Annotated in this window: 19 protein-coding genes and 8 pseudogenes; 9 read left to right on the forward strand and 18 right to left on the reverse strand. The window is 32.5% G+C overall.

What is annotated here, in order from left to right:
• The 7 genes from bhDAH_RS05165 (at position 1) to bhDAH_RS07455 (ending at position 4,000) form a co-directional block, all read left to right on the forward strand.
• Positions 1-1,104 carry a plasmid maintenance protein gene (locus tag bhDAH_RS05165; RefSeq protein WP_062706076.1) on the forward strand — a complete coding sequence of 368 codons (1,104 nt, stop codon included), beginning with the start codon at positions 1-3 and terminating at the stop codon, positions 1,102-1,104.
• Between the two features lie 9 nt (positions 1,105-1,113).
• The gene (locus bhDAH_RS05170) at positions 1,114-1,674 is read left to right on the forward strand and encodes a DUF226 domain-containing protein (RefSeq protein ID WP_062706079.1); all 561 of its coding nucleotides are present in this window, start codon (positions 1,114-1,116) and stop codon (positions 1,672-1,674) included.
• Positions 1,650-2,408 (forward strand): ParA family protein, encoded by a 759-nt coding sequence (locus bhDAH_RS05175; protein WP_062706082.1) that lies wholly within the window; start codon positions 1,650-1,652, stop codon positions 2,406-2,408. Before bhDAH_RS05170 ends, bhDAH_RS05175 begins: the two co-directional genes overlap by 25 nt.
• 74 nt (positions 2,409-2,482) lie before the next feature.
• Positions 2,483-3,016 (forward strand): chromosome replication/partitioning protein, encoded by a 534-nt coding sequence (locus tag bhDAH_RS05180; RefSeq protein ID WP_062706085.1) that lies wholly within the window; start codon positions 2,483-2,485, stop codon positions 3,014-3,016.
• 9 nt (positions 3,017-3,025) lie between these two features.
• Complete coding sequence (gene bdr / locus bhDAH_RS05185; RefSeq protein WP_062706088.1) at positions 3,026-3,205, forward strand: Bdr family repetitive protein; 180 nt, start codon at positions 3,026-3,028, stop codon at positions 3,203-3,205.
• A 203-nt stretch (positions 3,206-3,408) separates the two neighbouring features.
• On the forward strand, positions 3,409-3,576 hold the full coding sequence (locus bhDAH_RS05190) for a hypothetical protein (RefSeq protein WP_155719681.1): 168 nt from the start codon (positions 3,409-3,411) through the stop codon (positions 3,574-3,576).
• Between the two features lie 292 nt (positions 3,577-3,868).
• Positions 3,869-4,000: a hypothetical protein gene (locus tag bhDAH_RS07455; RefSeq protein ID WP_276519535.1), complete on the forward strand. Its 132-nt coding sequence runs from the start codon at positions 3,869-3,871 to the stop codon at positions 3,998-4,000.
• A gap of 584 nt (positions 4,001-4,584) precedes the next feature.
• On the opposite strand, the gene bhDAH_RS07460 is transcribed toward bhDAH_RS07455, so the two are convergent.
• From bhDAH_RS07460 to bhDAH_RS07645, 11 genes and pseudogenes are all read right to left on the reverse strand, one after another.
• Positions 4,585-4,830 (reverse strand): variable large family protein, encoded by a 246-nt coding sequence (locus tag bhDAH_RS07460; RefSeq protein ID WP_062706091.1) that lies wholly within the window; start codon positions 4,828-4,830, stop codon positions 4,585-4,587.
• 71 nt (positions 4,831-4,901) lie between these two features.
• Positions 4,902-5,207: a variable large family protein gene (locus tag bhDAH_RS07465; protein ID WP_062706094.1), complete on the reverse strand. Its 306-nt coding sequence runs from the start codon at positions 5,205-5,207 to the stop codon at positions 4,902-4,904.
• Positions 5,208-5,490: 283 nt separating this feature from the next.
• Positions 5,491-6,135 carry a Vsp/OspC family lipoprotein gene (locus bhDAH_RS05200; RefSeq protein ID WP_015633354.1) on the reverse strand — a complete coding sequence of 215 codons (645 nt, stop codon included), beginning with the start codon at positions 6,133-6,135 and terminating at the stop codon, positions 5,491-5,493.
• A 470-nt stretch (positions 6,136-6,605) separates the two neighbouring features.
• Entirely contained in the window at positions 6,606-6,731 is a 126-nt protein-coding gene (locus tag bhDAH_RS07470; protein ID WP_257722537.1) for a hypothetical protein, read from the reverse strand.
• A gap of 190 nt (positions 6,732-6,921) precedes the next feature.
• Positions 6,922-7,089: a Vsp/OspC family lipoprotein gene (locus tag bhDAH_RS05205; RefSeq protein ID WP_155719682.1), complete on the reverse strand. Its 168-nt coding sequence runs from the start codon at positions 7,087-7,089 to the stop codon at positions 6,922-6,924.
• Between the two features lie 356 nt (positions 7,090-7,445).
• On the reverse strand, positions 7,446-7,589 hold the full coding sequence (locus bhDAH_RS05210; protein WP_154645714.1) for a hypothetical protein: 144 nt from the start codon (positions 7,587-7,589) through the stop codon (positions 7,446-7,448).
• Positions 7,590-7,679: 90 nt separating this feature from the next.
• Positions 7,680-7,870: pseudogene (locus bhDAH_RS07720) on the reverse strand (hypothetical protein).
• Between the two features lie 46 nt (positions 7,871-7,916).
• Complete coding sequence (locus tag bhDAH_RS07725) at positions 7,917-8,045, reverse strand: plasmid partition family protein (RefSeq protein WP_470281045.1); 129 nt, start codon at positions 8,043-8,045, stop codon at positions 7,917-7,919.
• Between the two features lie 143 nt (positions 8,046-8,188).
• Positions 8,189-8,972 (reverse strand): annotated as a pseudogene (locus tag bhDAH_RS07640) (ParA family protein).
• 105 nt (positions 8,973-9,077) lie between these two features.
• A pseudogene (locus bhDAH_RS05225) lies at positions 9,078-9,242 on the reverse strand (DUF226 domain-containing protein); the annotation flags it as partial.
• 219 nt (positions 9,243-9,461) lie between these two features.
• Positions 9,462-10,034 (reverse strand): annotated as a pseudogene (locus bhDAH_RS07645) (plasmid maintenance protein).
• Between bhDAH_RS07645 and bhDAH_RS05235 the strand changes: the two are divergent.
• Both bhDAH_RS05235 and bhDAH_RS05240 read left to right on the forward strand, forming a co-directional pair.
• Positions 10,022-11,023, forward strand: coding sequence for a variable large family protein (locus bhDAH_RS05235; protein WP_043924583.1), 1,002 nt, complete (start codon positions 10,022-10,024; stop codon positions 11,021-11,023). The pseudogene bhDAH_RS07645 and the gene bhDAH_RS05235 overlap by 13 nt on opposite strands.
• 127 nt (positions 11,024-11,150) lie before the next feature.
• On the forward strand, positions 11,151-12,188 hold the full coding sequence (locus tag bhDAH_RS05240; protein ID WP_015633353.1) for a variable large family protein: 1,038 nt from the start codon (positions 11,151-11,153) through the stop codon (positions 12,186-12,188).
• A gap of 110 nt (positions 12,189-12,298) precedes the next feature.
• Here bhDAH_RS05240 and bhDAH_RS05245 read toward each other — a convergent pair whose 3' ends face one another.
• The 7 genes and pseudogenes from bhDAH_RS05245 to bhDAH_RS05275 all read right to left on the reverse strand — a co-directional run bounded on the left by bhDAH_RS05245 (position 12,299) and on the right by bhDAH_RS05275 (position 19,419).
• On the reverse strand, positions 12,299-13,330 hold the full coding sequence (locus tag bhDAH_RS05245; RefSeq protein ID WP_015633352.1) for a variable large family protein: 1,032 nt from the start codon (positions 13,328-13,330) through the stop codon (positions 12,299-12,301).
• Between the two features lie 126 nt (positions 13,331-13,456).
• Positions 13,457-14,513, reverse strand: a pseudogene (locus tag bhDAH_RS05250) (variable large family protein).
• 170 nt (positions 14,514-14,683) lie between these two features.
• A pseudogene (locus bhDAH_RS05255) lies at positions 14,684-15,627 on the reverse strand (variable large family protein); the annotation flags it as partial.
• Between the two features lie 145 nt (positions 15,628-15,772).
• Positions 15,773-16,213, reverse strand: a complete 441-nt coding sequence (locus bhDAH_RS05260) for a Vsp/OspC family lipoprotein (RefSeq protein WP_236842435.1) — start codon at positions 16,211-16,213, stop codon at positions 15,773-15,775.
• Positions 16,205-17,244 (reverse strand): annotated as a pseudogene (locus bhDAH_RS05265) (variable large family protein); the annotation flags it as partial. The gene bhDAH_RS05260 and the pseudogene bhDAH_RS05265, both read right to left, overlap by 9 nt.
• Positions 17,245-17,380: 136 nt before the next feature.
• Positions 17,381-18,226: pseudogene (locus bhDAH_RS05270) on the reverse strand (variable large family protein); the annotation flags it as partial.
• 68 nt (positions 18,227-18,294) lie between these two features.
• Entirely contained in the window at positions 18,295-19,419 is a 1,125-nt protein-coding gene (locus tag bhDAH_RS05275; protein ID WP_144033226.1) for a variable large family protein, read from the reverse strand.
• Positions 19,420-19,476 lie beyond the last annotated feature (57 nt).

A 19,476-nucleotide genomic window follows, 5' to 3' on the forward strand; every position in this document is an offset into this window, starting at 1 on the left:
ATGAAGGGTACAAAAAAACCTACCAACAAGCACCAACACAAGTTAATCGTTTTAATATCTACACTAAACTACATGAACTTAAAGTTTAAAAAATACACTCAAAGCAACATACTTTACTATTTTAATAACAATATGAAAAAAAATGGACAAAAGCCTGCTAAACTTAAAACACTACAAAGCTATCTTTATAAATTAGATAAAGAACTTAAAGTAACAATTAATTATCACAGACATTTGGGTGTTAACATGGGAACTGAAATTCATTACGAACTTAAATACTCCAAGAAAGAATGTTACCGCATAATCAATAAACTCTTTAGAGAGAAAAAAGAGGAAAGACACAAAAAGCGTTTTAATGCATATCTCGAAAAGACTTGCATTAAAAATAGGAATGTAGAAAAATGGGAGTGTTATAATAATAGATCTAATAAGAAAGAAGATAGAAATAAAAAATCAATAGAAAGACTACAAGCAAAAAAGTATGCTAAAAAATGTAACTTTAAATCAAATGCATTTTACTCTATTTTGAATCTACAAATAGAAAAAGATACTATGATTGAAGTATTTAAAGTTCTTAAAAGAACTGAAAACTTTCTTGAAAAGAGCATATACAGGAGACTCAATGGTATCAAGTTAATAAGAAGCAAACTTAAAAGTAAGCAACAAAAATTAAGCAAGATATTGGATGAAACAAAGATTAGCTTAAGAAATGAAGGATATGACAGTAAACAGTTAGAGGCCCAAATAAAAAATGTATACGAACAATATAAACACAAGCCGCACTTTATCATAGAGAACAATAAGTATGTTGACTTAAAGAAAATAATAGAAAAGCTTAAAAAATCAGTTGAACATATTAAAGCAACGACAAAAAAATATGACAAAGATATTAAAAACAACATATTTAGCATACTTCTTGATCAGTTAAAGCATAAAGTGGACACATCGGTTTTAGTACCAACACTGAAAGGTTACTTGGGCAGACAGGACAAATTAGAATATAATAAGGTATTTGATAACCATTATTACTACGATTTTTTGGAATTAGTGAAAGACAATAAAGATTATTTAAAATCAAGGGAATTTGAGAAAATTACCAGTTAAGGATTAATTATGGAAAGTGTATTAGAACGTCTTAAAGAAAAGGGATTAGAAATTAGAGGAAAAAGGAATAAGCCTATTTTCATAAAAATAGAAAGTAAAAATGACAGAACTTTATATCATACAAAGATAATGAGTGATTTGTATATATTTGGGATCAATAAAAATCAAAAGAATAAATTTTTTATTTCATTTAGAGGATTATTTAATCAAGAGAAAATAGAATCTTTTCATTTATTTTCTTTAAAAGGAAATGATAAATTTTTAGGTGTTTTTTATGGGTATAGGAAACCAATCAAGAATGTCGTAACAAGATATGAGGAAAATGGTATCATAAAAGCGTCTACATTTTCAAAAGCCTATTACATAGAATTTAGGTTTAAGAAGGGTAGCGTGTTTTGCTATCTTGTAGGAATTGCCTATTTGCTTAGAGAAGAAAAGTCTCATAAAAAGTATTACGATTCTTTAACGAAAACATTTTTAAGCTTAGAAGCACAAGTATATGAATTTTATGGTAAAAAGTTGCCAGATGGGGGTCTTATAAACAAATGGATAGAAAAAAACCTAAAATAATAACAATTGCATCAATTAAAGGAGGTGTTGGAAAAAGTACAAGTTCAATCATATTTGCAACACTATTATCCCAAAAACATAAAGTGCTTTTAATTGATATGGATACGCAGGCTTCTACTACTAGTTATTTCTATGGAATTTTTGAACAAAATAATTTTAACATAGTTTCCAAAAATATATATAGAGTTCTTAAAGGAACCGTAAGTATTAATAAAGCCATTGCAACAATAGACAAAAATTTAGATTTAATACCTAGTTATCTAAGTCTGCACTTATTTAATAAAGAAGCTATTAGTTTCAAGGAATTGAAATTGAATGAAGCTCTAACTTTTTTGAAAGTGAGGTATGATTTCATAGTATTGGATACTAATCCGAGCTTAGATTTTACTTTAGTCAATGCTTTAGTTGTTAGTGATTATATACTAATTCCAATGACAGCTGAGAAATGGGCTGTTGAAAGTCTACAGATATTAGAATTTTATATAAGAGAATTAAAATTAAAAGTTCCAACTTTTATTTTTATTACGAAATTTAAAAAAAATAATTCACATAAGTTTTTATTAGAAAATTTACAGTCAAAGAACAATTTTTTAGGCATTGTATCTGAAAGAGAAGATTTAAACAAAAAAATAGCAGAAAATAATATTTTTGATTTAAAGAAAGATTATATAAAAGAATATCAAGGTGTGTTGGAGCTTCTTTTAGAAAGGACTGGATTTAAAAATGAAATTTAATAGAGTCTAATTCTATATGCATAAAGGAGTAAGTGCATATTGTTCAGAATCCGAACGGTGTGTGAGTATTATATATGAATATAAAGATAAATAATAGAGTTTTAGCAAATGAAGAAGAACAGGAGAATGTAGTAAGTTATTATAATTCTTTGAAAGATAGGTTGAAAGAGAGTTTTAAAAGAGAAATTCATTATAAAGTAGAGGCTATTAAAATTTTAAAAGAAATAAAAGATAATGAATATTATAAATTGGATAATTACAATAGCTTTGAAAGTTTTGTTAAGGAATATAAAGTAGCTAAAACGCAGGCATATGCATACTTGAAGTTAGCTAGTGCATTACAAGATGGTATCCTTCAAGAGGATTATATCATAGAGCATGGCATTCATAATTCATTGGTTTTGATAGGAAATGAAAGAAATAAAACAATAAGGAAATTAAGACAAAATCCAATAAAACCTTTGCGTTTTCAACTTAAAAGTCACGATAGTTATGATTTTTATAAGAAAAATGCAAAGTTCACAAGTTTCTTAATGGATGAATTATTTAGAGATAAAAAAGATTTACTCGAAGAATTTATGAAAAAATTTAAAAGTTTAAAAGGCTAAGCGTAAGAAATGCTTATAAATAACTTAGCATATAAAACATATAGAGCAGAAGATTTAAAATGGAGTTCTAAAACTAAGGGGTTTACTGAGGAATCAGTGGGTTTCATTTTACTTCATAATGACAATTCTAATTTTGAAGTCTTAAGAGAAAAGATGAATTCATTAGAACAACAAGTGATTAATGTGTAACAAAACCTAATCAAAGATAGTGCATTTATTAAAGTAGAATTGAAACGAGATATATCTAATTTAGATATTAAAATAGAAACTGTAAAAATGAACTTAATATCAAGATATAAAATGTAAGCAATGAACTTAATGTTAAGATAAATCATGTAGAGCAAAATTTACTTAAGGAAATGCAAAATAACAATGCGATCTTTTGATAAGAAATGAAAAGAGATAGTGCAGTTTTAAGAGAAGAGTTAAAGAATAATCATGCAATATTATTAGAAAATCTTAAGATAGGGAATAGGGGGTTAAACCTTATTTTATTAATAGGAATACCAATAATCGTATATATTATTATGTCTATAATAAGTAAATTTTTTACAAACTAAAAGAGTTATAATGAATAAGGATTGATTTTATTTTAGATTTGGTGTATATTATGCATTAGTAGTGCTCTCATTTTAGTACTACCTTGTTTATGATCACATTCATAAGCCTTTAGAGCTTAATTAAGTATTCTTTTAAGAGTTTTTAATTAAGCTCTAAATTTTTTATCTTTAAGTTTAATAAGTCAATATTTAATAAAATTCTTTTTGATTGAAAACATTTTGTTAAAAATTTAACCAAAACTAATTTTTGATACTATTTGTTTTGAGTAATACATTATAGAAGTGTTAAAAAATGCATAATGCAAGTCATATAACAAGAAATGAAATGCAAAATACGAGCAGTATAACAAAAAGTGAGGTAACAAATACAAGTAATATAATAATAAGTAAAACGAATTTAAATAATATTGCAGAAGTATGGTAAGCATATAAGAATATAAATGGACTTTAAAGAAAAGATTTCTGATTTTAAGCAATTTTATGATGCTAAAGAGCGTTTGTTAATGGGGCTCTTATTTCTGAAGGGTATGTAATATTGCTTTCATTTGATCCTTTTCCCTAAAATTTTTGCTATTAATGCTTCATTCTGTAAAAAGTTAGCCATTTCTGTTAAGTTAAGCCTCACCAACTTCAATTCTGTGAACTTTTATGTTAAATGGTGTGGCTATTTTGCGATGTTTAGTGAAGTTTCATCATTAACTACGACAGCCAAATGTGTGTGTATGATGGAGATAGCTAAGTTTTAATACTGCTGGGAGTGCAATAGAGCCTTGTGCCTCCTTTTAATTTATGCATTAGCCTCAGCATCAAAACTATTGTTAGCAAATAGCTCTGATGCCTTACAAAGAACAAGAAAAGCGTTCCCCTTAAATGACTTTACATTTTTTGTATTTATTTCTTATTAATTATCAGTTACTAACAGTAAATTTAGGGGTGATCTGATCATGACTTATAGGAGTATCATTAGCATTAATTTTTATATCTTCTTTAACCGTTTTAAGTCCTCCATTAATTGTTTTCCTTATTGCAATAGTGTGTATCTGATGATTTAGTAGCTGCACTTACTGTTATTCCTTTAATTTCAGTAGCAATAATCTCTTGATCATCGGTACTATCATTAACATTGCTGCCTTTAGCCATAGCCTTTAATGCTATACCTCCTGTTATAGTTGCATCTTTAGGTCTACCAGTAGCGTTAAAAGCCCCATTATTATTCTTGGCAAATTTAACAGCATCGCCATTATCCTTAATCATAGCTTGCAGAATATCAGCAACCAGTTACTTCTCCAACAGCCTTTGCTGTGCCATTATTATTATCTCTTGCGCTACCCACCTCCCATCTTCAGCCTTTTATCGGTACCATTATCAGCGCTTTCTACATCTTTAAGTACTACATTTACAATATTTCCAATTCCTTCGCTAAGGAACTTAACCGAAGCTTCTTCAGCAGCAGTGCCAGTTGTTGATTGATCGGGAATATTACCAATTGGAGCATTAACATTACCAATAGCTTCATTTACTGTCTTTGCTACGTCAATTATCTTATCAAGTGTTTCAGCAACTAGTTTGTTAATATCGGTCTCTGTTTCAGCTGCATTAGGATTACCTCCACTCTTTATGTCTGATGCCATTTTTGAAGGGATTCCTTAGTAGATGTTACAGTGTCCTGAATCTTTTTAAAGTAACTTAACTTACAATAAAAACATACTTTTAATATCATACTTACAATTATTTATATTCAATCTTTACTCATATAAACAATTTTATATACAAAGAAACATTCCCTAAATAATATTAAAAGCTAAAAGCATTACGCTCCTAGCTTCCTATTTCTTTTTAACTTTATTTTTCCCTGCTCTTACCTTTTACTTAATAACTTATCTATAATAACTATTTAAATTATTTATTTCCTAGTTAGTTATTTTGAGAAGGTTTTTCTCCCTTAACAGGAGTTGTAAGCTCTGCTATTGCAGCTTCTACCGTCTCATTAGCAGCTTTTAACAATCCATCTATTGCTGTGTTTAAAGCAATAAGATCTTTTGCGCCTTTATCTCCATTAGCATCACTTTTAAGTAGGGCTTTTTTTGCATTCTCATCAGAAGCATCTTTTTTGCCAAGATCACCACTTGCTCCTTTCACTGTATCTGTAAACTTTTTACTTGCAGTTTTAGCAGCAGTAACCCTTGCTTTCAATTCAGTAGAAACCCCATCTTGTTTCTCTAATTTTTCCAATTTAGTGCTTACAGCAGATACTATACTATATGCTCCTGAAATTAAAGAACCATTTTGACCGCCATCATCACCAAGACTACCCGAACCCTCAACTTTCTTTCCAATAGCTTTAACAAGCCCATCTATTGACTTAACTAGAGTCTCTACTTCTTTAGCACTTGTTGCAAAAGCACTAGCCTCTTTTATCTTTTTACTTATTTTTGCCAAATCAAGTACTGTTCCGTCAGACTTAGCTACTTCGTCATTTTTAAGCTCTGGGCCTCCATTATTACATGACATAAACACCATAAATAAAGTCATTATTATTGCACTTATTCTTTTTCTCATTTTCATTATTTCATGCCTTCCTATATCATAAAAAAATAAAACCCCACAATAACTTTTCGATGTTGACATAAAATAAGACTTATTATTATCCGGTTTTTTCTATTTTTGTTTTACTTAAACAAATTAGACTTACTTTTAAAATATTTGATTACAATAAAAATATACTCTTAATCTAACACTTGAAATCAATTTTATTCAATCTAAACGCTATAAACAATTTTAAATAAAGTAAAGATTGCCTAAATAATATCAGAATCTAAGAGCATAGCGATCCTAGATTTATATTTGTTGACTTTATTTTTCCTGTTGCTTACCTTTTACTTAACTTTTAATCTTATAATAATCATTTAAATTTATTTATACCTATTAAGAACTTAGCAGGAATTTTTGGCTTAGCAGGGTTGTAAATTCCTTAATCGCAGTTTCTACCATCTTATTATCAGCCTTTAACAATGTAACAATTGCTGTGTTTAGGGGCAAACAATCTCTTTTTCTCCTTTATCGCCAGAAACATAACTTTTGTCGATAGCTTTCTTGACATTAGTATGAGTAGTGGTGATGTTAGCAAGTCCCAAATCATCCTTCGAATTTTTCAACTAGCCTGTATATGCTTTAGACTCACGCACAACACCCTGAACTTTATCACTTAAATCTTTAGAATTAATAGATTCTTCAATTTTCAACTTTGCTGATTTTATTTTATAGTTTCAGCTAAATTATATGCCTCTGCTAACAACGGAGTATATTGAGCCGTAGCACCAGCATTGGCGTCCAACCCAGCTGAACCTATTTTTTCTCAATATCTTTAGCAAGATTGTCTACTGATTTAACTAAAGTATGAACTTCTTTAACACTTACTGCAAAAGTACTAGCCTCTTTTATCTTTGCACTTATTTTTGCCAAATCAAGTACTGTTCCGTCAGACTTTGCCACTTTGAAGCCCTGGGCCTGCATTATTACAAGGAATAACATAAGAACATAAAATTTGAGAGCTTAATAAAAATTCTTAAAAAAATAATTAACCAAGCCTTAAAGGCTATTAAAAACCGATCATCTAAAGGTAATCCTAAAATGGCTAGCACTACTGATAAGTAATATACGTTGAATTTAAAATAAAATTAATCCTTATTTACAACAATTTTTCGGTTTATAAAGAATTTACTTATTATCGACATGATTATAGATATAATAATTGGTATTCCTATAAGGGATATAAGGTTCAACATTCTATTCCCCACCTTAAGCTTTTCTAATAATATTGCATGGCCATTTTTCATTTATTCTCTTAAGATTAAATTGTTATTTTGTATTTATTTAAGTAAATTGTTATCTAAATTAGATATGTATTTTTGTAAAGTCTTCTCTACATTAATGATTTGTTGTTCTAATGAATTCATCTTTTCTCTTAAGACTTCAAAATTAGAATTATCATTATGAGGTAAAATGGAATCCAATATTTCTTCAGCAAACCCTCTTATTTAAGAACTCCATTTTAAATTTTCTGTTTTATATGTTCTATATGTTGAATTTTTCATAAACACTCCTTACCCTTCACCCTTTAAACTTCTAAATTCATTTACAAACTTCTCCAATATTTTCTTTTCACTTGAAAAAAGCTTATCTAATATAAATCCTGTAAGTTTTGCATTTTTTTATAAAAATCATAACTAGATTGATTTTTAAGCTGAAATTTTAATGGTTTTATTGGATTTTGTCTTGAAGATTTGCTTCTCATTGATAAATTAACCACATTTCTATAAATACTCTTAGATTTCTTTTGCCTAATGTTTTCTATATTTATACTTTCTATTTACCACTTTTTTATAAATCTTTAAGTATAGGAAAGCTTGACTTCTAGATATTATAAATTTTGATAAAAAATCTTCAAATTTTTTGTAACCATCAATAATATAAAGTTTTTTTCTCTTATCTGATGAAGAATTTGCATTGTTTTGATTTCATTATCAATATCATTTATCACAATTCTATGAGTTGATCCTTATAACTCCTATATTCAGGTTCTTCATTCCCAAATTCTTGAATATTGCTATTTCTAGTATTTAAAATAATTTCTTTTTTCCTTGAACCTGCCATTCAAAACTCCTAAATTCTTATTATCCTTAAAAAGTTTGCCGGCAGACTTTTTAAGGATGCGCTCTAATGTGCTTTTTGTCCCTTTATAGTACATTTCTTGACTATTAGGCCTTAATTCGTTAATAAAGATTTTTAATACTATTAGAAAAATGCATCCTTCCTTTAATAAAATTGTTGTATTTTATATGCAAAATCTCTTCAATATCTCTAAAAGTATTTCTATTTTTGATAAACTGATTTTCTACTATTGACACATCAATCTTTTTTTCCTTATCATTTCAACTTTTCTTATTTTCTCCATCAATATAGGAAAAGCTTCAACGGCCGGCCCATCTCTCAGTTTGAATAGGAATTATAACTTTATTTGTAATATTTAAAGCATTATATATAAAGAGCTTAGACTAGGCAGTGTATCAATTATTACATAATCAAAATTATAATTGGGCAAAGTTTTATTAAAATAAAACTTTAGTATGAGCTCCTTATAAGAGGATATATTCCTTCTCAAATTTGCATAAAATTGGATGAGATGGAATTATCTGCATATTATCATTAATCCGGTTTAAAAACTTTTCAAATATAACTTTTTATTCTTTCTTTAAGAGATAATAAATATTATTATCATTAATGTCTTTTATATATCTTAAAAAATAACTTGCTAGACTATTTTGTGGATCTAGAGCAAATAATAATATTTTCTTATTCATATCTCTTAAGATATAGCTAAATACAATGGCTACCATACTTTTGCCAACACCACCCTTAATTGATGTGATTGTTATTATTTCTGTTTTTTCAATCCATCTGGTTATAATTCCCCCATCTGGCAATATTTTATTGTAAAATTCATATACTTTCTTTTCTAGCTTTAAAAGCTTCTCAGCTAAAGATTTGTAATATTTTATATTAATCTTTTCTCTTTTGAGTAAACTAGAAATCCCTTTAATGTAACAACAAACACTTTCCTTTTTAAATCTAAATTCTATGTTATCTCTTTTGACCTTAATTTCCAATTCTTTTTTTGAGGCGTTCTAATATGCTCCCATAACTAGTTCTTAACTGGTAATTTTTTCAAATTCCCCTGATCTTAAATAATCCCTATTATCTTTTACTATCCCCAAAATCTCGTAGTAATAATGTTTACTAAACATCTTGCCATACTTCAATTTGTTCTGTTTATTTAAATGATCTTTTAATATTGGAACTAATACCGATGTATCCTACTTTATGTTTTAACTGATCAAGAAGTATACTAAATACGTTGTTTTTAATGTCCTTCTCATCTTCTTTTGTGTTATTTTTAATGTGTTCGATTGATTTTTAAGTTTTCCTATTATTTTTTCTAAGGCACTGTACTTATTGTTCTTTATGATAAAGCGTGGTTTTTCTTTATATTGTTTGTATACGTTTTGTATTTCTAACTGTTTACCGTCATATCCTTCATTTTCTAATTGAATTCTTGTTTCATTTAGTATCTTACTTAATTATTTTTACTTACTTTTAAGTTTACTTTTTCTTGACTTGATACCATTAATTCTCTTATATATACTTTTTTCAAGAAAATTTTCTGTTCTTTTAAGTACTTTAAGTACTTCAATTGTAGCATCTTTTTCTAGTTTTAAATTCAAAATAGAGAAGAATGTATTTGATTTGAAGTTGCACTTTTTAGCATGCTTTTCTACTTGCAGTTTCTCTATTTCTTTTATGTCTTTCTTCTCTCCTTTATTATAAGCATTATAATAAAGCTCCTCTTTTTCTACACTGCTATTTTTAATGCAGATCTTTCCAATATATGGTATTAGCAAGTTGTAGTAGTGGTGGGGTTGCGGAAGATCCTCAGAGTAAATTTTTAAAGTCAGTAATAGACTTAGGTAATGATTTTTTAAATGTGTTTACATCATTTGGAGATATAGTTTCCAAGGTATTAGGTTTTAGTACAGAGACAAAAAAGTCTGATGTTGGGGCTTATTTTAAGACAATACAAGATACTATACAAGGCACTAAGGACAAGCTTAATAAAATTGTTACTGACATGAAGAGAGAAGGAAATCCTAATGCTTCTGCAACTGAGACTGCGGTAAAAACACTAATTGATAATACTCTTGATAAGATAATAGAAGGAGCAAAGACTGCTAGTGATGCTATTGGTACCGCTAGTGACCCAATTGGTAATGTTGCTAGTCAGGGTTCTGGTGGTGTTGCAGGCATTGAAGTTGATAAGCTAGTAAAGGGAATTAAAGATATAGTAGATATAGTACTTAAGAGCGAAGGGAAACATGATGCTGGTACTGATAAAAAAGCTAGTGATGGTTCTACTTCAAGAACTGCCAATGGCGGTACTGATGAAGCAGGGAAGTTATTTGGCGCTACTTCTAATAGTGGAGTTGGTGCTGCTGCTGGTGACGCAAAGAAGGTAGCGGCTGATTCAGCTAAAGCAGTTGGAGCTGTAACTGGTGCTGATATTTTAAAAGCTGTAGTTAAGAATGGTGATGCCGCTGCAGCCAATGCTAAAGATGCAACTATAGCAGGAGCTATAGCATTAAGAGCTATTGCTAAAGATGGTAAATTCCCTGGCGTTACTGTTACTGCGGCTGCTGATAATCCTGATTATGCTACTGCAGTTAAAGGGGCAGCAGTAAGTGCAGTTACTAAAGCACTAGACACACTAACTATTGCAATAAGGAAAACAATTGACGCAGGACTTAAGGCTGTTAAAGAAGCGATGAAAATTAATGCTAATGATATTCCTATAAGCCCTGAACAGAACACCCCTAAAGCTACTACTAATAACTAGTTAAGGATAAATATAAAGGATAAAGTCATTGTAAGGGAAACGCTTCTCTTGTCTTTTGTGAAGCAGGGAAATTATTTGCTATAAGGATAAAAGGCAATGAATAAGATAAAAGGGGCACGGAAAAAAAATGAGGAAAAGAATAAGTGCAATAATAATGACTTTATTTATGGTATTAGCAAGTTGTAGTAGCGGTGGGGTTGTGGAAGATCCTAAACATGTGTATTTAACATCTATAGCTAATTTAGGGAAAGGATTTTTAGATGTTTTTGTGACTTTTGGAGATATGGTTACTGGAGCTTTTGGTATTAAAGCAGATATTAAGAAAAGTGATATTGGTAAGTATTTCACTGATATTGAAAAAACTATGACATCTGTTAAAGAGAAGTTGCAAGCAGAAGTTGCAAAGAATGGTAATTACATAAAAATTAAGGAAGTAGTTGATAAGTTTATTGCTGACACATTAGATAATATTGCTGTTGGTGCAAAAGAAGCAGCAAAAGGTGCAACAGGTAGTGATGCTATTGGTGGCGCTACTAATGCAGGACAAGATGCTATACCTGCAGATGCTGCAAGTGTTAACTTGCTTGTTAAAGGAATTAAAGAAATAGTTGGAGTGGTTTTAAAGCAAGGTGAAGGAAATGCAAAAGCTACTAAGACAGCAGAGAATGAGCAAAAATCAATTGGCAAATTGTTTGGTAGTGCCAAAGATAATAGTACTGATGCCATAGCAGGAGCAGCAAGTGCATCAATTGGATCTGTAAGTGGTGCTGATATCTTGAAAGCTATTGCTAAGTCTGATGATGCTAAAGATGTTGCGATTGATACAGCCAAAGATGCTGCAAGTATTGCTATTGCCAAGAAAGAGGATAAGAATGATCTTGATGCTGTGGCAAAGAAAGATGCAGTTATTGCAGCTGGCATTGCACTCAGAGCAATGGCTAAAGGTGGTAAGTTTGCTGTTAAGAATGAAGAGAAATCTGCTCATGCAGTAAACGGAGTAGCAGCAAGTGCAGTAGGCAAGACGCTAAGTACTCTAATAATAGCAATAAGAAATACACTTGATAGTGGTTTAAGAACAATAAATGAGGCTCTTGCTACAGTTAAACAAGAAGATAAATCTGTAGAAGCTACTAATCCTACAGAAGCAACAACTAGTGGGCAGTAAATAAAGAACTAGTTAAGGGTAAATATTAAAGGATAAAGTCATTGTAAGGGAAACTTTTCTTTTGTTTTTGATGAGAAGGGTAGTTTACCTTACAATAATTTTATTATTTATCAGTTATTAGCAATAGCTTTAGGGGTGCTATGTTCAGGGCTTATAGGAGTATCATTAGCATTAATTTTCATCGCTTCTTTGACAGTCTTAAGTCCTGCGTCAATTGTTTTCCTTATTGCAATAGTTAGTGTGTCTAGTGCTTTAGTTACCGCACTTACTGCTGCTCCTTTAACTGCAGGAACAGCATCATTAGCATTATTTCCATTAGCAAACTTACCATTCTTAGCCATGGCTCTTAATGCTATAGCTCCTGCTATAGTCCCATCTTTTGCATTAGCAACACCAGCATTAGCAATAGCAACAGTATTCTTAGCTAATTTAGCAGAATCCCCCTCATTTTTAACCATAGCTTGTAATATGTCAGCACCAGTTACAGCTCCAACAGCTTTTGCTGCATCAGCTGCCGCTTTTTTATCATCCCCAGCAGCACCAGTAGTACCATCAAACAATTTTCCTGCTCCATCATTATTTCTTACATTAAGCTCCTCAGCCTTTTTATTATCCCCCGCCTCAGGATTTCCTTCTTTCAGTACCACATTTACAATTGACTTAATTCCTTTTACTAGGTTTGTAACTTCACCTGCAGTTCCAGCAGCATTCTGAGTAGCAACATTACCAATTGGGTCACTAGCGGTACCAATAGCATCACTAGCAGTCTTTGCTCCTTCTATTATCTTATCAAGAGTATTATCAATTAGTGTTTTTACCGCAGTCTCAGTTGCAGAAGCATTAGGATTTCCTTCTCTCTTCATGTCAGTAACAATTTTATTAAGCTTGTCCTTAGTGCCTTGTATAGTATCTTGTATTGTCTTAAAATAAGCCCCAACATCAGACTTTTTTGTCTCTGTACTAAAACCTAATACCTTGGAAACTATATCTCCAAATGATGTAAACACATTTAAAAAATCATTACCTAAGTCTATTACTGACTTTAAAAATTTACTCTGAGGGTCTTCCGCAACCCCACCGCTATTACAGCTTACTAATACCATAAATAAAGTCATTATTATTGCACTTATTCTTTTTCTCATTTTTTTTCCGTGCCCCTTTTATCTTATTCATTGCCTTTTATCCTTATAGCAAATAATTTCCCTGCTTCACAAAAGACAAGAGAAGCGTTTCCCTTACAATGACTTTATCCTTTATATTTTGACGATTTATTTAGTAGTAGGTTGAGCATCCCCAGATTCAGTAGCATCAGTTTCAGTAATCTCAGAATATTTTATTCCCTTTACTGCTTCTTTAATTTTACCAAGTTCTAGATTTACTGCTTTTCTAATTATTACGTCCAGTATCCCTAATACCTTATTTACTGCACTTGCTGCTGCTGCTTTAACTGCACCATCTTCATTAGCAGCAGGTTGAGTAAATTTACCACCTTTAGTCATTGCCTTTAACGCTACTGCTGCTGCTAGGTCAGCATTAGTAGCTGCTGTACCATTATTATTTGCAGCGTTAGTAGCAGTAGCTAGTTGTCCAGCGTCATCATTAGCCGCAGCAATTCCGTTTTTAGTTTTAGCATTTTTAATTTTATCAATCATTGCCCATGGATCGGCTTTAGCCACTTCATCAGCTAGTTTAGTAGCATCACCCGCAGCAGCTTGAGCATTATGAATTATTGCTTTAGGTCCATTAGCATTAGCAACAGCAGTCCCAGCATTTCCTTTTTCAATTTTTACACCGGAGTTAGTAGCGACATCAATTATTTCTTTAACCCCTTCAATAACAGTTTTAACGCTAGCTTCTTCAGCGGGCGCTGCCCCATTAGCAATAGATACACCATCAGCAATATCAGTATTGCCAACCGCCCCAGCTAGCTTAGTTATAGAATCAATTAGTTTTGTAAGTACTGCACTAGCACTATTAATAACAGATTTAACCCCTGTAGTATCAGCATGTGGCGCTGCGGTTACTTCTTTTAACAACTCATCTAACTTAATCTTAGTGTCTTTAAGTCCCTTTCCTACACCTTCAAAGTGTTCTCCCACTTTACTTATCTTTATCATCGGATTTAACAGCATTAAATCCTAATGCATCACCTATTGCATTTCCAAAAATTCCAAATATATCTTGAAATCCTTGCCCTATCTTTACTAATGAATCAAAAAATGTATTCTTACTTTCTGCTGCTAGTTTCTCAGCCTCAAGTTGATTACTACAGCTTGCTAATACCATAAATAAAGTCATTATTATTGCACTTATTCTTTTCCTCATTTTTTTTCCGTGCCCCTTTTATCTTATTCATTAGCTTCATCATTAGAATTATCGTTAGCGAATAGTTTTTCTACCTTACAAAAGGCAAGAGAAAAGTTTTCTTTAAATAACTTTATATTTTTAGTAGTATAACTTCTTAGTTATCAGCAGTAGCTTTAGGGGCATTCTGTTTAGGGCTTGTAGGAAGTATAATTAGCATTAATTTTTATAGCTTCTTTAACAGTTTTAAGTCCTGCGTCAATTGTTTTTCTTATTGCAATAGTTAGTGTGTCTAGTGCTTTAGTTACTGCACTTACTGCTGCCCCCTTAACTGCAGTAGCATAATCAATATCGGCAGCAGAAGCATTAGCAAACTTACCATTTTTAGCCATGGCTCTTAATGCTATACCTCCTGCTACAGTTCCATCCTTAGGAGAATTGACATCAGTATTAGCGGTAGGATTATTAGTAGCTAATTTAGCGGCATCACCATCTTTAATAATAGCTTGCAAGATAGCAGTACCTGTTACTGCTCCTACTGCTTTAGATGCATCAGCACCTGCCTTCTTTGCAGAGCCAGCAGTAACAGCACCATTGTCAGCAGCATTACCAAATAACTTTCCTACATCGCCAGCATTAGCTCCACGTTCAGTAAGCCCATCGGCTTTTTTATCAGTACCAACATCAGCATTTCTTATATCTTTAAGCACTACATTTATAATCTTTCCAATCCCTTCACTAAGAGACTTAACCGAAGTCTCCTCAGCCTTAGCACCGACACCATTAACAGCAATATTAGCAATTGGGTCACCAGCATCACCAATAGCCTCACTTGCGGTCTTTGCTCCTTCTATTATCTTATCAAGTGTTTCACTAATTAGCTTGTTAACAGCGGTCTCTGTTCCAGCTGCATTAGGATTTCCTTTTCTCTTCATGTCAGTAACAATTTATTAAGCTTGTCCTTAGTGCCTTGTATAGTATCTTGTACTGTCTTAAAATAAGTCCCAACATCAGATTTGGTCTCAGCATTAAAACTTAATACACTAACAACCATATCCCCAAAAGATGTAAACACATTTAAAAAATTATTACTTAAGTCTATTGCTGACTTTAAAAATTTACTCTGACTGTCCTTTCCTCAGCAACTGCTCCTAAATAACAGCATAAGCTAAGAGCATAGCCATTCCTAGCTCTCTTTTGATCGACTTTATTTTTCTAGTTACTTATCTTTTAATTGAATACTAACTTTATAATAATACTTAAAATTATTTATACCTTAGTTAAGATTGACCAGGGATTGCTGGCTTAGCAGGGGTTGTAAGCTCTGTAATTGCGGCTTCTACTGCATAGTTAGCATCCTTTAACAATCCATCAATTACTGTGCTGAGATCACCAGTTTCCTTAGTCCCTTTACTGTTATCAGCATTACCTTTCTTTATAGCCTTTATAGCTTTAGCATTTTGCTCAAGGTTAGCATTCTGTCCTTTTACTTTAGTTAAGAAATCATCACTTTCCTTTTTAGCAGCAGTAACCTTCCCCTTCAATTCATCAGAAACATTATCTGCTTGGGTTTCTAACTCTGCCAATTTAGTCTTTACATTAGTTATTGCCTGAAATACCCCCGCAACTAAAGACTCATTTTTATCTGCTTCAGCAGTAAGCCCATTTGAATCAATTTTCTTTCCAATAGCTTTAGCAAGCTTATTTATTGTACTAGTAATCTTTGCAGATTTATCTTCTTGTTTAACTGTAGCTAATGCTTCATTTATTGTTCTTAAGCCACTATCAACCGTATTTCTTATTGCTATTATTAGAGCACTTAAAGTCTTACCTACTGCACTTGCTGCTACACCTTTAGCGGCTTTAGCTTCAGTCTTATTGTCACCAATATCCTTAACAATAAATTTACCATCTTTAGCTATTGCTATCAGAACTATTTCTGCTGCTATTGCTGCATCTTTTTTTGCTGCATCCCCAAGTTTTTCATAATTAGCAGTATTAGTACCTTTAGCTAAAGCCAGACCTGCTGTATCTTTCGCATCCTTAACCGCACCATCTTTCGTAGCATTAGAATCCGCAGCAGCAATAGCTTGCAATATGTCAGCGCCAGTTACTGCTCCTATTGATGCACTTGCTGCTGCTACATGTTTATCTTCAGCACCATTATTAGCCGCAGTCTGGGCCCCAAATAGCCTACCAATATCCTTTTTATCATCATTAACAGGTTTAGTCTTATCCGCTTGTCCATTTCCTTTTTTTATTACCAAATCAACTATTTCTTTTATTCCCACAATCAGATTCTTTACACTTCCTGCATTAGGACTATTCCCAGCCGCATCAGATTTTACAACCTCACTAATTGATGCTCCACCAGTAGCACCACTAGCTGCTTTCTTTGCTCCTGCTGCGATCTTGTCTAATACTTCTGCGATAAACTTATCAACGACTTCCTTCACTTTTACGTAATTATCATTCTTTGCAACTTCATCTTGCAATTTCTTTTAACTGATGTCATAGTGTTTTCAATATCAGTGAAATACTTACCAATATCACTTTTCTTAGTATCTGCTTTAATACCAAAAGCCCCAGTAACCATCTCTCCAAAAGCCACAAAAACATCTAAAAATCCCTTTCCTAAATTAGCTATAGATGTTAAATACACAGTTTTAGGATCTTCCGCAACCCCACCGCTATTACAGCTTACTAATACTATAAATAAAGTCATTATTATTGCACTTATTCTTTTTCTCATTTTTTTACGTGCCTCCTTTTTGACTTTATTTTTCCCTGCTCTTGCAGCTTACTTAATCAGAGAAACTACACTCCTGCATTAAACGCAAGAAAAGTGTTTCCCTTACAATGACTTTATCCTTTATATTTATCCTTAACTAGTTATTAGTAGTAGCTTTAGGGGTGTTCTGTTCAGGACTTATAGGAATATCATTAGCATTAATTTTCATTGCTTCTTTAACAGTTTTAAGTCCTGCGTCAATTGTTTTCCTTATTGCAATAGTTAGTGTATCTAGTGCCTTAGTGACTGCACTTACTGCTGCGCCTTTAACCGCAGCAGTAACATCATTATTAGCAGCAGTGCTATCATTAGCAAATTTGCCGCCTTTAGCCATCGCTCTTAACGCTATACCCCCTGATATAGTTCCATCCTTAGGGACAGCAATAGCAGTGCCGGTTGTTTCTTTAGCTAATTTAGCAGCATCACCATTATCTTTAATCATAGCTTGTAATATGTCAGCACCAGTTACAGCTCCAACAGCTTTTGATGCATCAGATGCAACTTTTTTGGAATTGGCTTGATCACCAGCCGCATTGGCGAATAATTTCCCTGCTTCACCATCAGCAGCAACAGCAGTTCTTATGGTAAGGCCATCGGCTTTTTTATCGGTACCAGCATCATGTTTACCTTCATCTTCAAGCACTACATCTACAATTGACTTAATTCCTTTTACTAGACTATCAATATCAGTCCCAGCAGCTCCAGCAGCATTACCAGCACCACCAGCAGCAACATTACCAATTGGGTCACTAGCGGTACCAATAGCATCACTAGCAGTCTTTGCTCCTTTTATTATCTTACTAAGAGTATTGTCAATTAGTGTTTTTACCGCAGTCTCAGTTGCAGAAGCATTAGGATTTCCTTCTCTCTTCATGTCAGTAACAATTTTATTAAGCTTGTCCTTAGTAGATATTGCAGCATCTTGTATTTTCTTAAAGTGGTTTTCCTGCTTTACAGAAAGCAAGAAAAGATTTTTCATTAAATGACTTTATCCTTTATACTTACCCTTAACTAGTTTTTCGCTTGCTGACCACCAGTTGTTGCTTCTGTTGTATTAGTAGCTTCTGCTGACTTATCTGCTTGTTTAACCGTAGCAAGAGCCTCATTTATTGTTCTTAAACCACTATCAACTGTATTTCTTATTGCTATTATAAGTGTACTTAAGGTCTTACCTACCGCACTTGCTGCTGCTCCATTTACTGCATTAGCAGATTTCTCTTCATTTTGCTTAGCAGTAAATTTACCATCCTTTGCCATTGCTCGCAGTGCAATGCCAGCTGCTATAACTGCATCTTTTTGATCTGCTTTAAACTCTTTAGCCTCTTTCTTAGCCGCAGCAATCCTCGCTGCATTCTCTGCTTGATCAATCCCAATCTCATTATTAGCAGCTTCAACGGACTCAGCAATAGCTTGAAGTATGTCAGCACCACTTACTGCTCTTATTGATGCGCTTGTTGCTGCTGCTTGTGCCTCTGTGCCATCAGCAGCGTTAGTACCAAGCAACTTACCAGTAGCTTCTGCATTTCCTTCATTTTCTTTTAAAACTATTCCAACAATAATCTTAATTCCTTTAACAAGAGCGTTGACACTTGCTGCTTCTGCAGGTGCCGCATCCTGACCGGCAGTAGCACCACCAATAGCAATAGCGCCAGTAGCCCCTTTAGCTGCTTCCTTTGCTCCTGCTGCAATTTTATCTAATGTCCCTGTAATAAACTTGTCAACAACTGTTTTAACTTTTGCGCAATTACCATCAGTAGCGCCTTCTTTACCAAGCGTATCACTCTTTGACTTCGGTTTTTCCAAGAATGTCTTACTTTCAGTCTTAGTTGCAGTAACCTTTGCCTTGAGATCACCAGAAATTTTAGCTACTTCCCTTTCTAACGCTTCCAATTTAGTACTTACAGTCAATATTACTTGAAATACCCCCGTAATTAACAATCCATTATGATTTTTGGCATTATCAGTACTAAGTTGATCGGACTCTTGTTGAGTTTTCTTTCCAATAGCTTTAGCAAGAGCATCTATTGACTTAACTAGGGTTGCTATTTCTTTAACACCCGTTGCAAAACTATTATAACGATAACCATCATCTGATTTAAATAGGGCCGTATGCTGTAAATTTTCTCTTTCTATTATATTGCTCCCAAAGTCAAACTGACGTGTTTAACCAGCTATTCCTTAAACTCAAGAGTA

It is taken from the genome of Borrelia hermsii DAH (assembly GCF_023035675.1).
In the GTDB taxonomy this organism is placed as follows: Bacteria; Spirochaetota; Spirochaetia; order Borreliales; family Borreliaceae; genus Borrelia; species Borrelia hermsii.

Excerpts from the sequence above, each read along its gene's own strand:
- bhDAH_RS05170 (WP_062706079.1), top strand. The coding sequence starts at position 1,114 with ATGGAAAGTGTATTAGAACGTCTTAAAGAAAAGGGATTAGAAATTAGA.
- bdr (WP_062706088.1), top strand. The coding sequence starts at position 3,026 with ATGCTTATAAATAACTTAGCATATAAAACATATAGAGCAGAAGATTTA.
- bhDAH_RS05205 (WP_155719682.1), bottom strand. The coding sequence starts at position 7,089 with ATGCAGGCCCAGGGCTTCAAAGTGGCAAAGTCTGACGGAACAGTACTT.
- bhDAH_RS07465 (WP_062706094.1), bottom strand. The coding sequence starts at position 5,207 with ATGGCATCAGACATAAAGAGTGGAGGTAATCCTAATGCAGCTGAAACA.
- bhDAH_RS05245 (WP_015633352.1), bottom strand. The coding sequence starts at position 13,330 with ATGAGAAAAAGAATAAGTGCAATAATAATGACTTTATTTATGGTATTA.
- bhDAH_RS05180 (WP_062706085.1), top strand. The coding sequence starts at position 2,483 with ATGAATATAAAGATAAATAATAGAGTTTTAGCAAATGAAGAAGAACAG.
- bhDAH_RS05235 (WP_043924583.1), top strand. The coding sequence starts at position 10,022 with ATGGTATTAGCAAGTTGTAGTAGTGGTGGGGTTGCGGAAGATCCTCAG.
- bhDAH_RS05200 (WP_015633354.1), bottom strand. The coding sequence starts at position 6,135 with ATGAGAAAAAGAATAAGTGCAATAATAATGACTTTATTTATGGTGTTT.
- bhDAH_RS05240 (WP_015633353.1), top strand. The coding sequence starts at position 11,151 with ATGAGGAAAAGAATAAGTGCAATAATAATGACTTTATTTATGGTATTA.
- bhDAH_RS05175 (WP_062706082.1), top strand. The coding sequence starts at position 1,650 with ATGGATAGAAAAAAACCTAAAATAATAACAATTGCATCAATTAAAGGA.
- bhDAH_RS07460 (WP_062706091.1), bottom strand. The coding sequence starts at position 4,830 with ATGATTAAGGATAATGGCGATGCTGTTAAATTTGCCAAGAATAATAAT.
- bhDAH_RS07455 (WP_276519535.1), top strand. The coding sequence starts at position 3,869 with ATGCATAATGCAAGTCATATAACAAGAAATGAAATGCAAAATACGAGC.
- bhDAH_RS05190 (WP_155719681.1), top strand. The coding sequence starts at position 3,409 with ATGAAAAGAGATAGTGCAGTTTTAAGAGAAGAGTTAAAGAATAATCAT.
- bhDAH_RS05165 (WP_062706076.1), top strand. The coding sequence starts at position 1 with ATGAAGGGTACAAAAAAACCTACCAACAAGCACCAACACAAGTTAATC.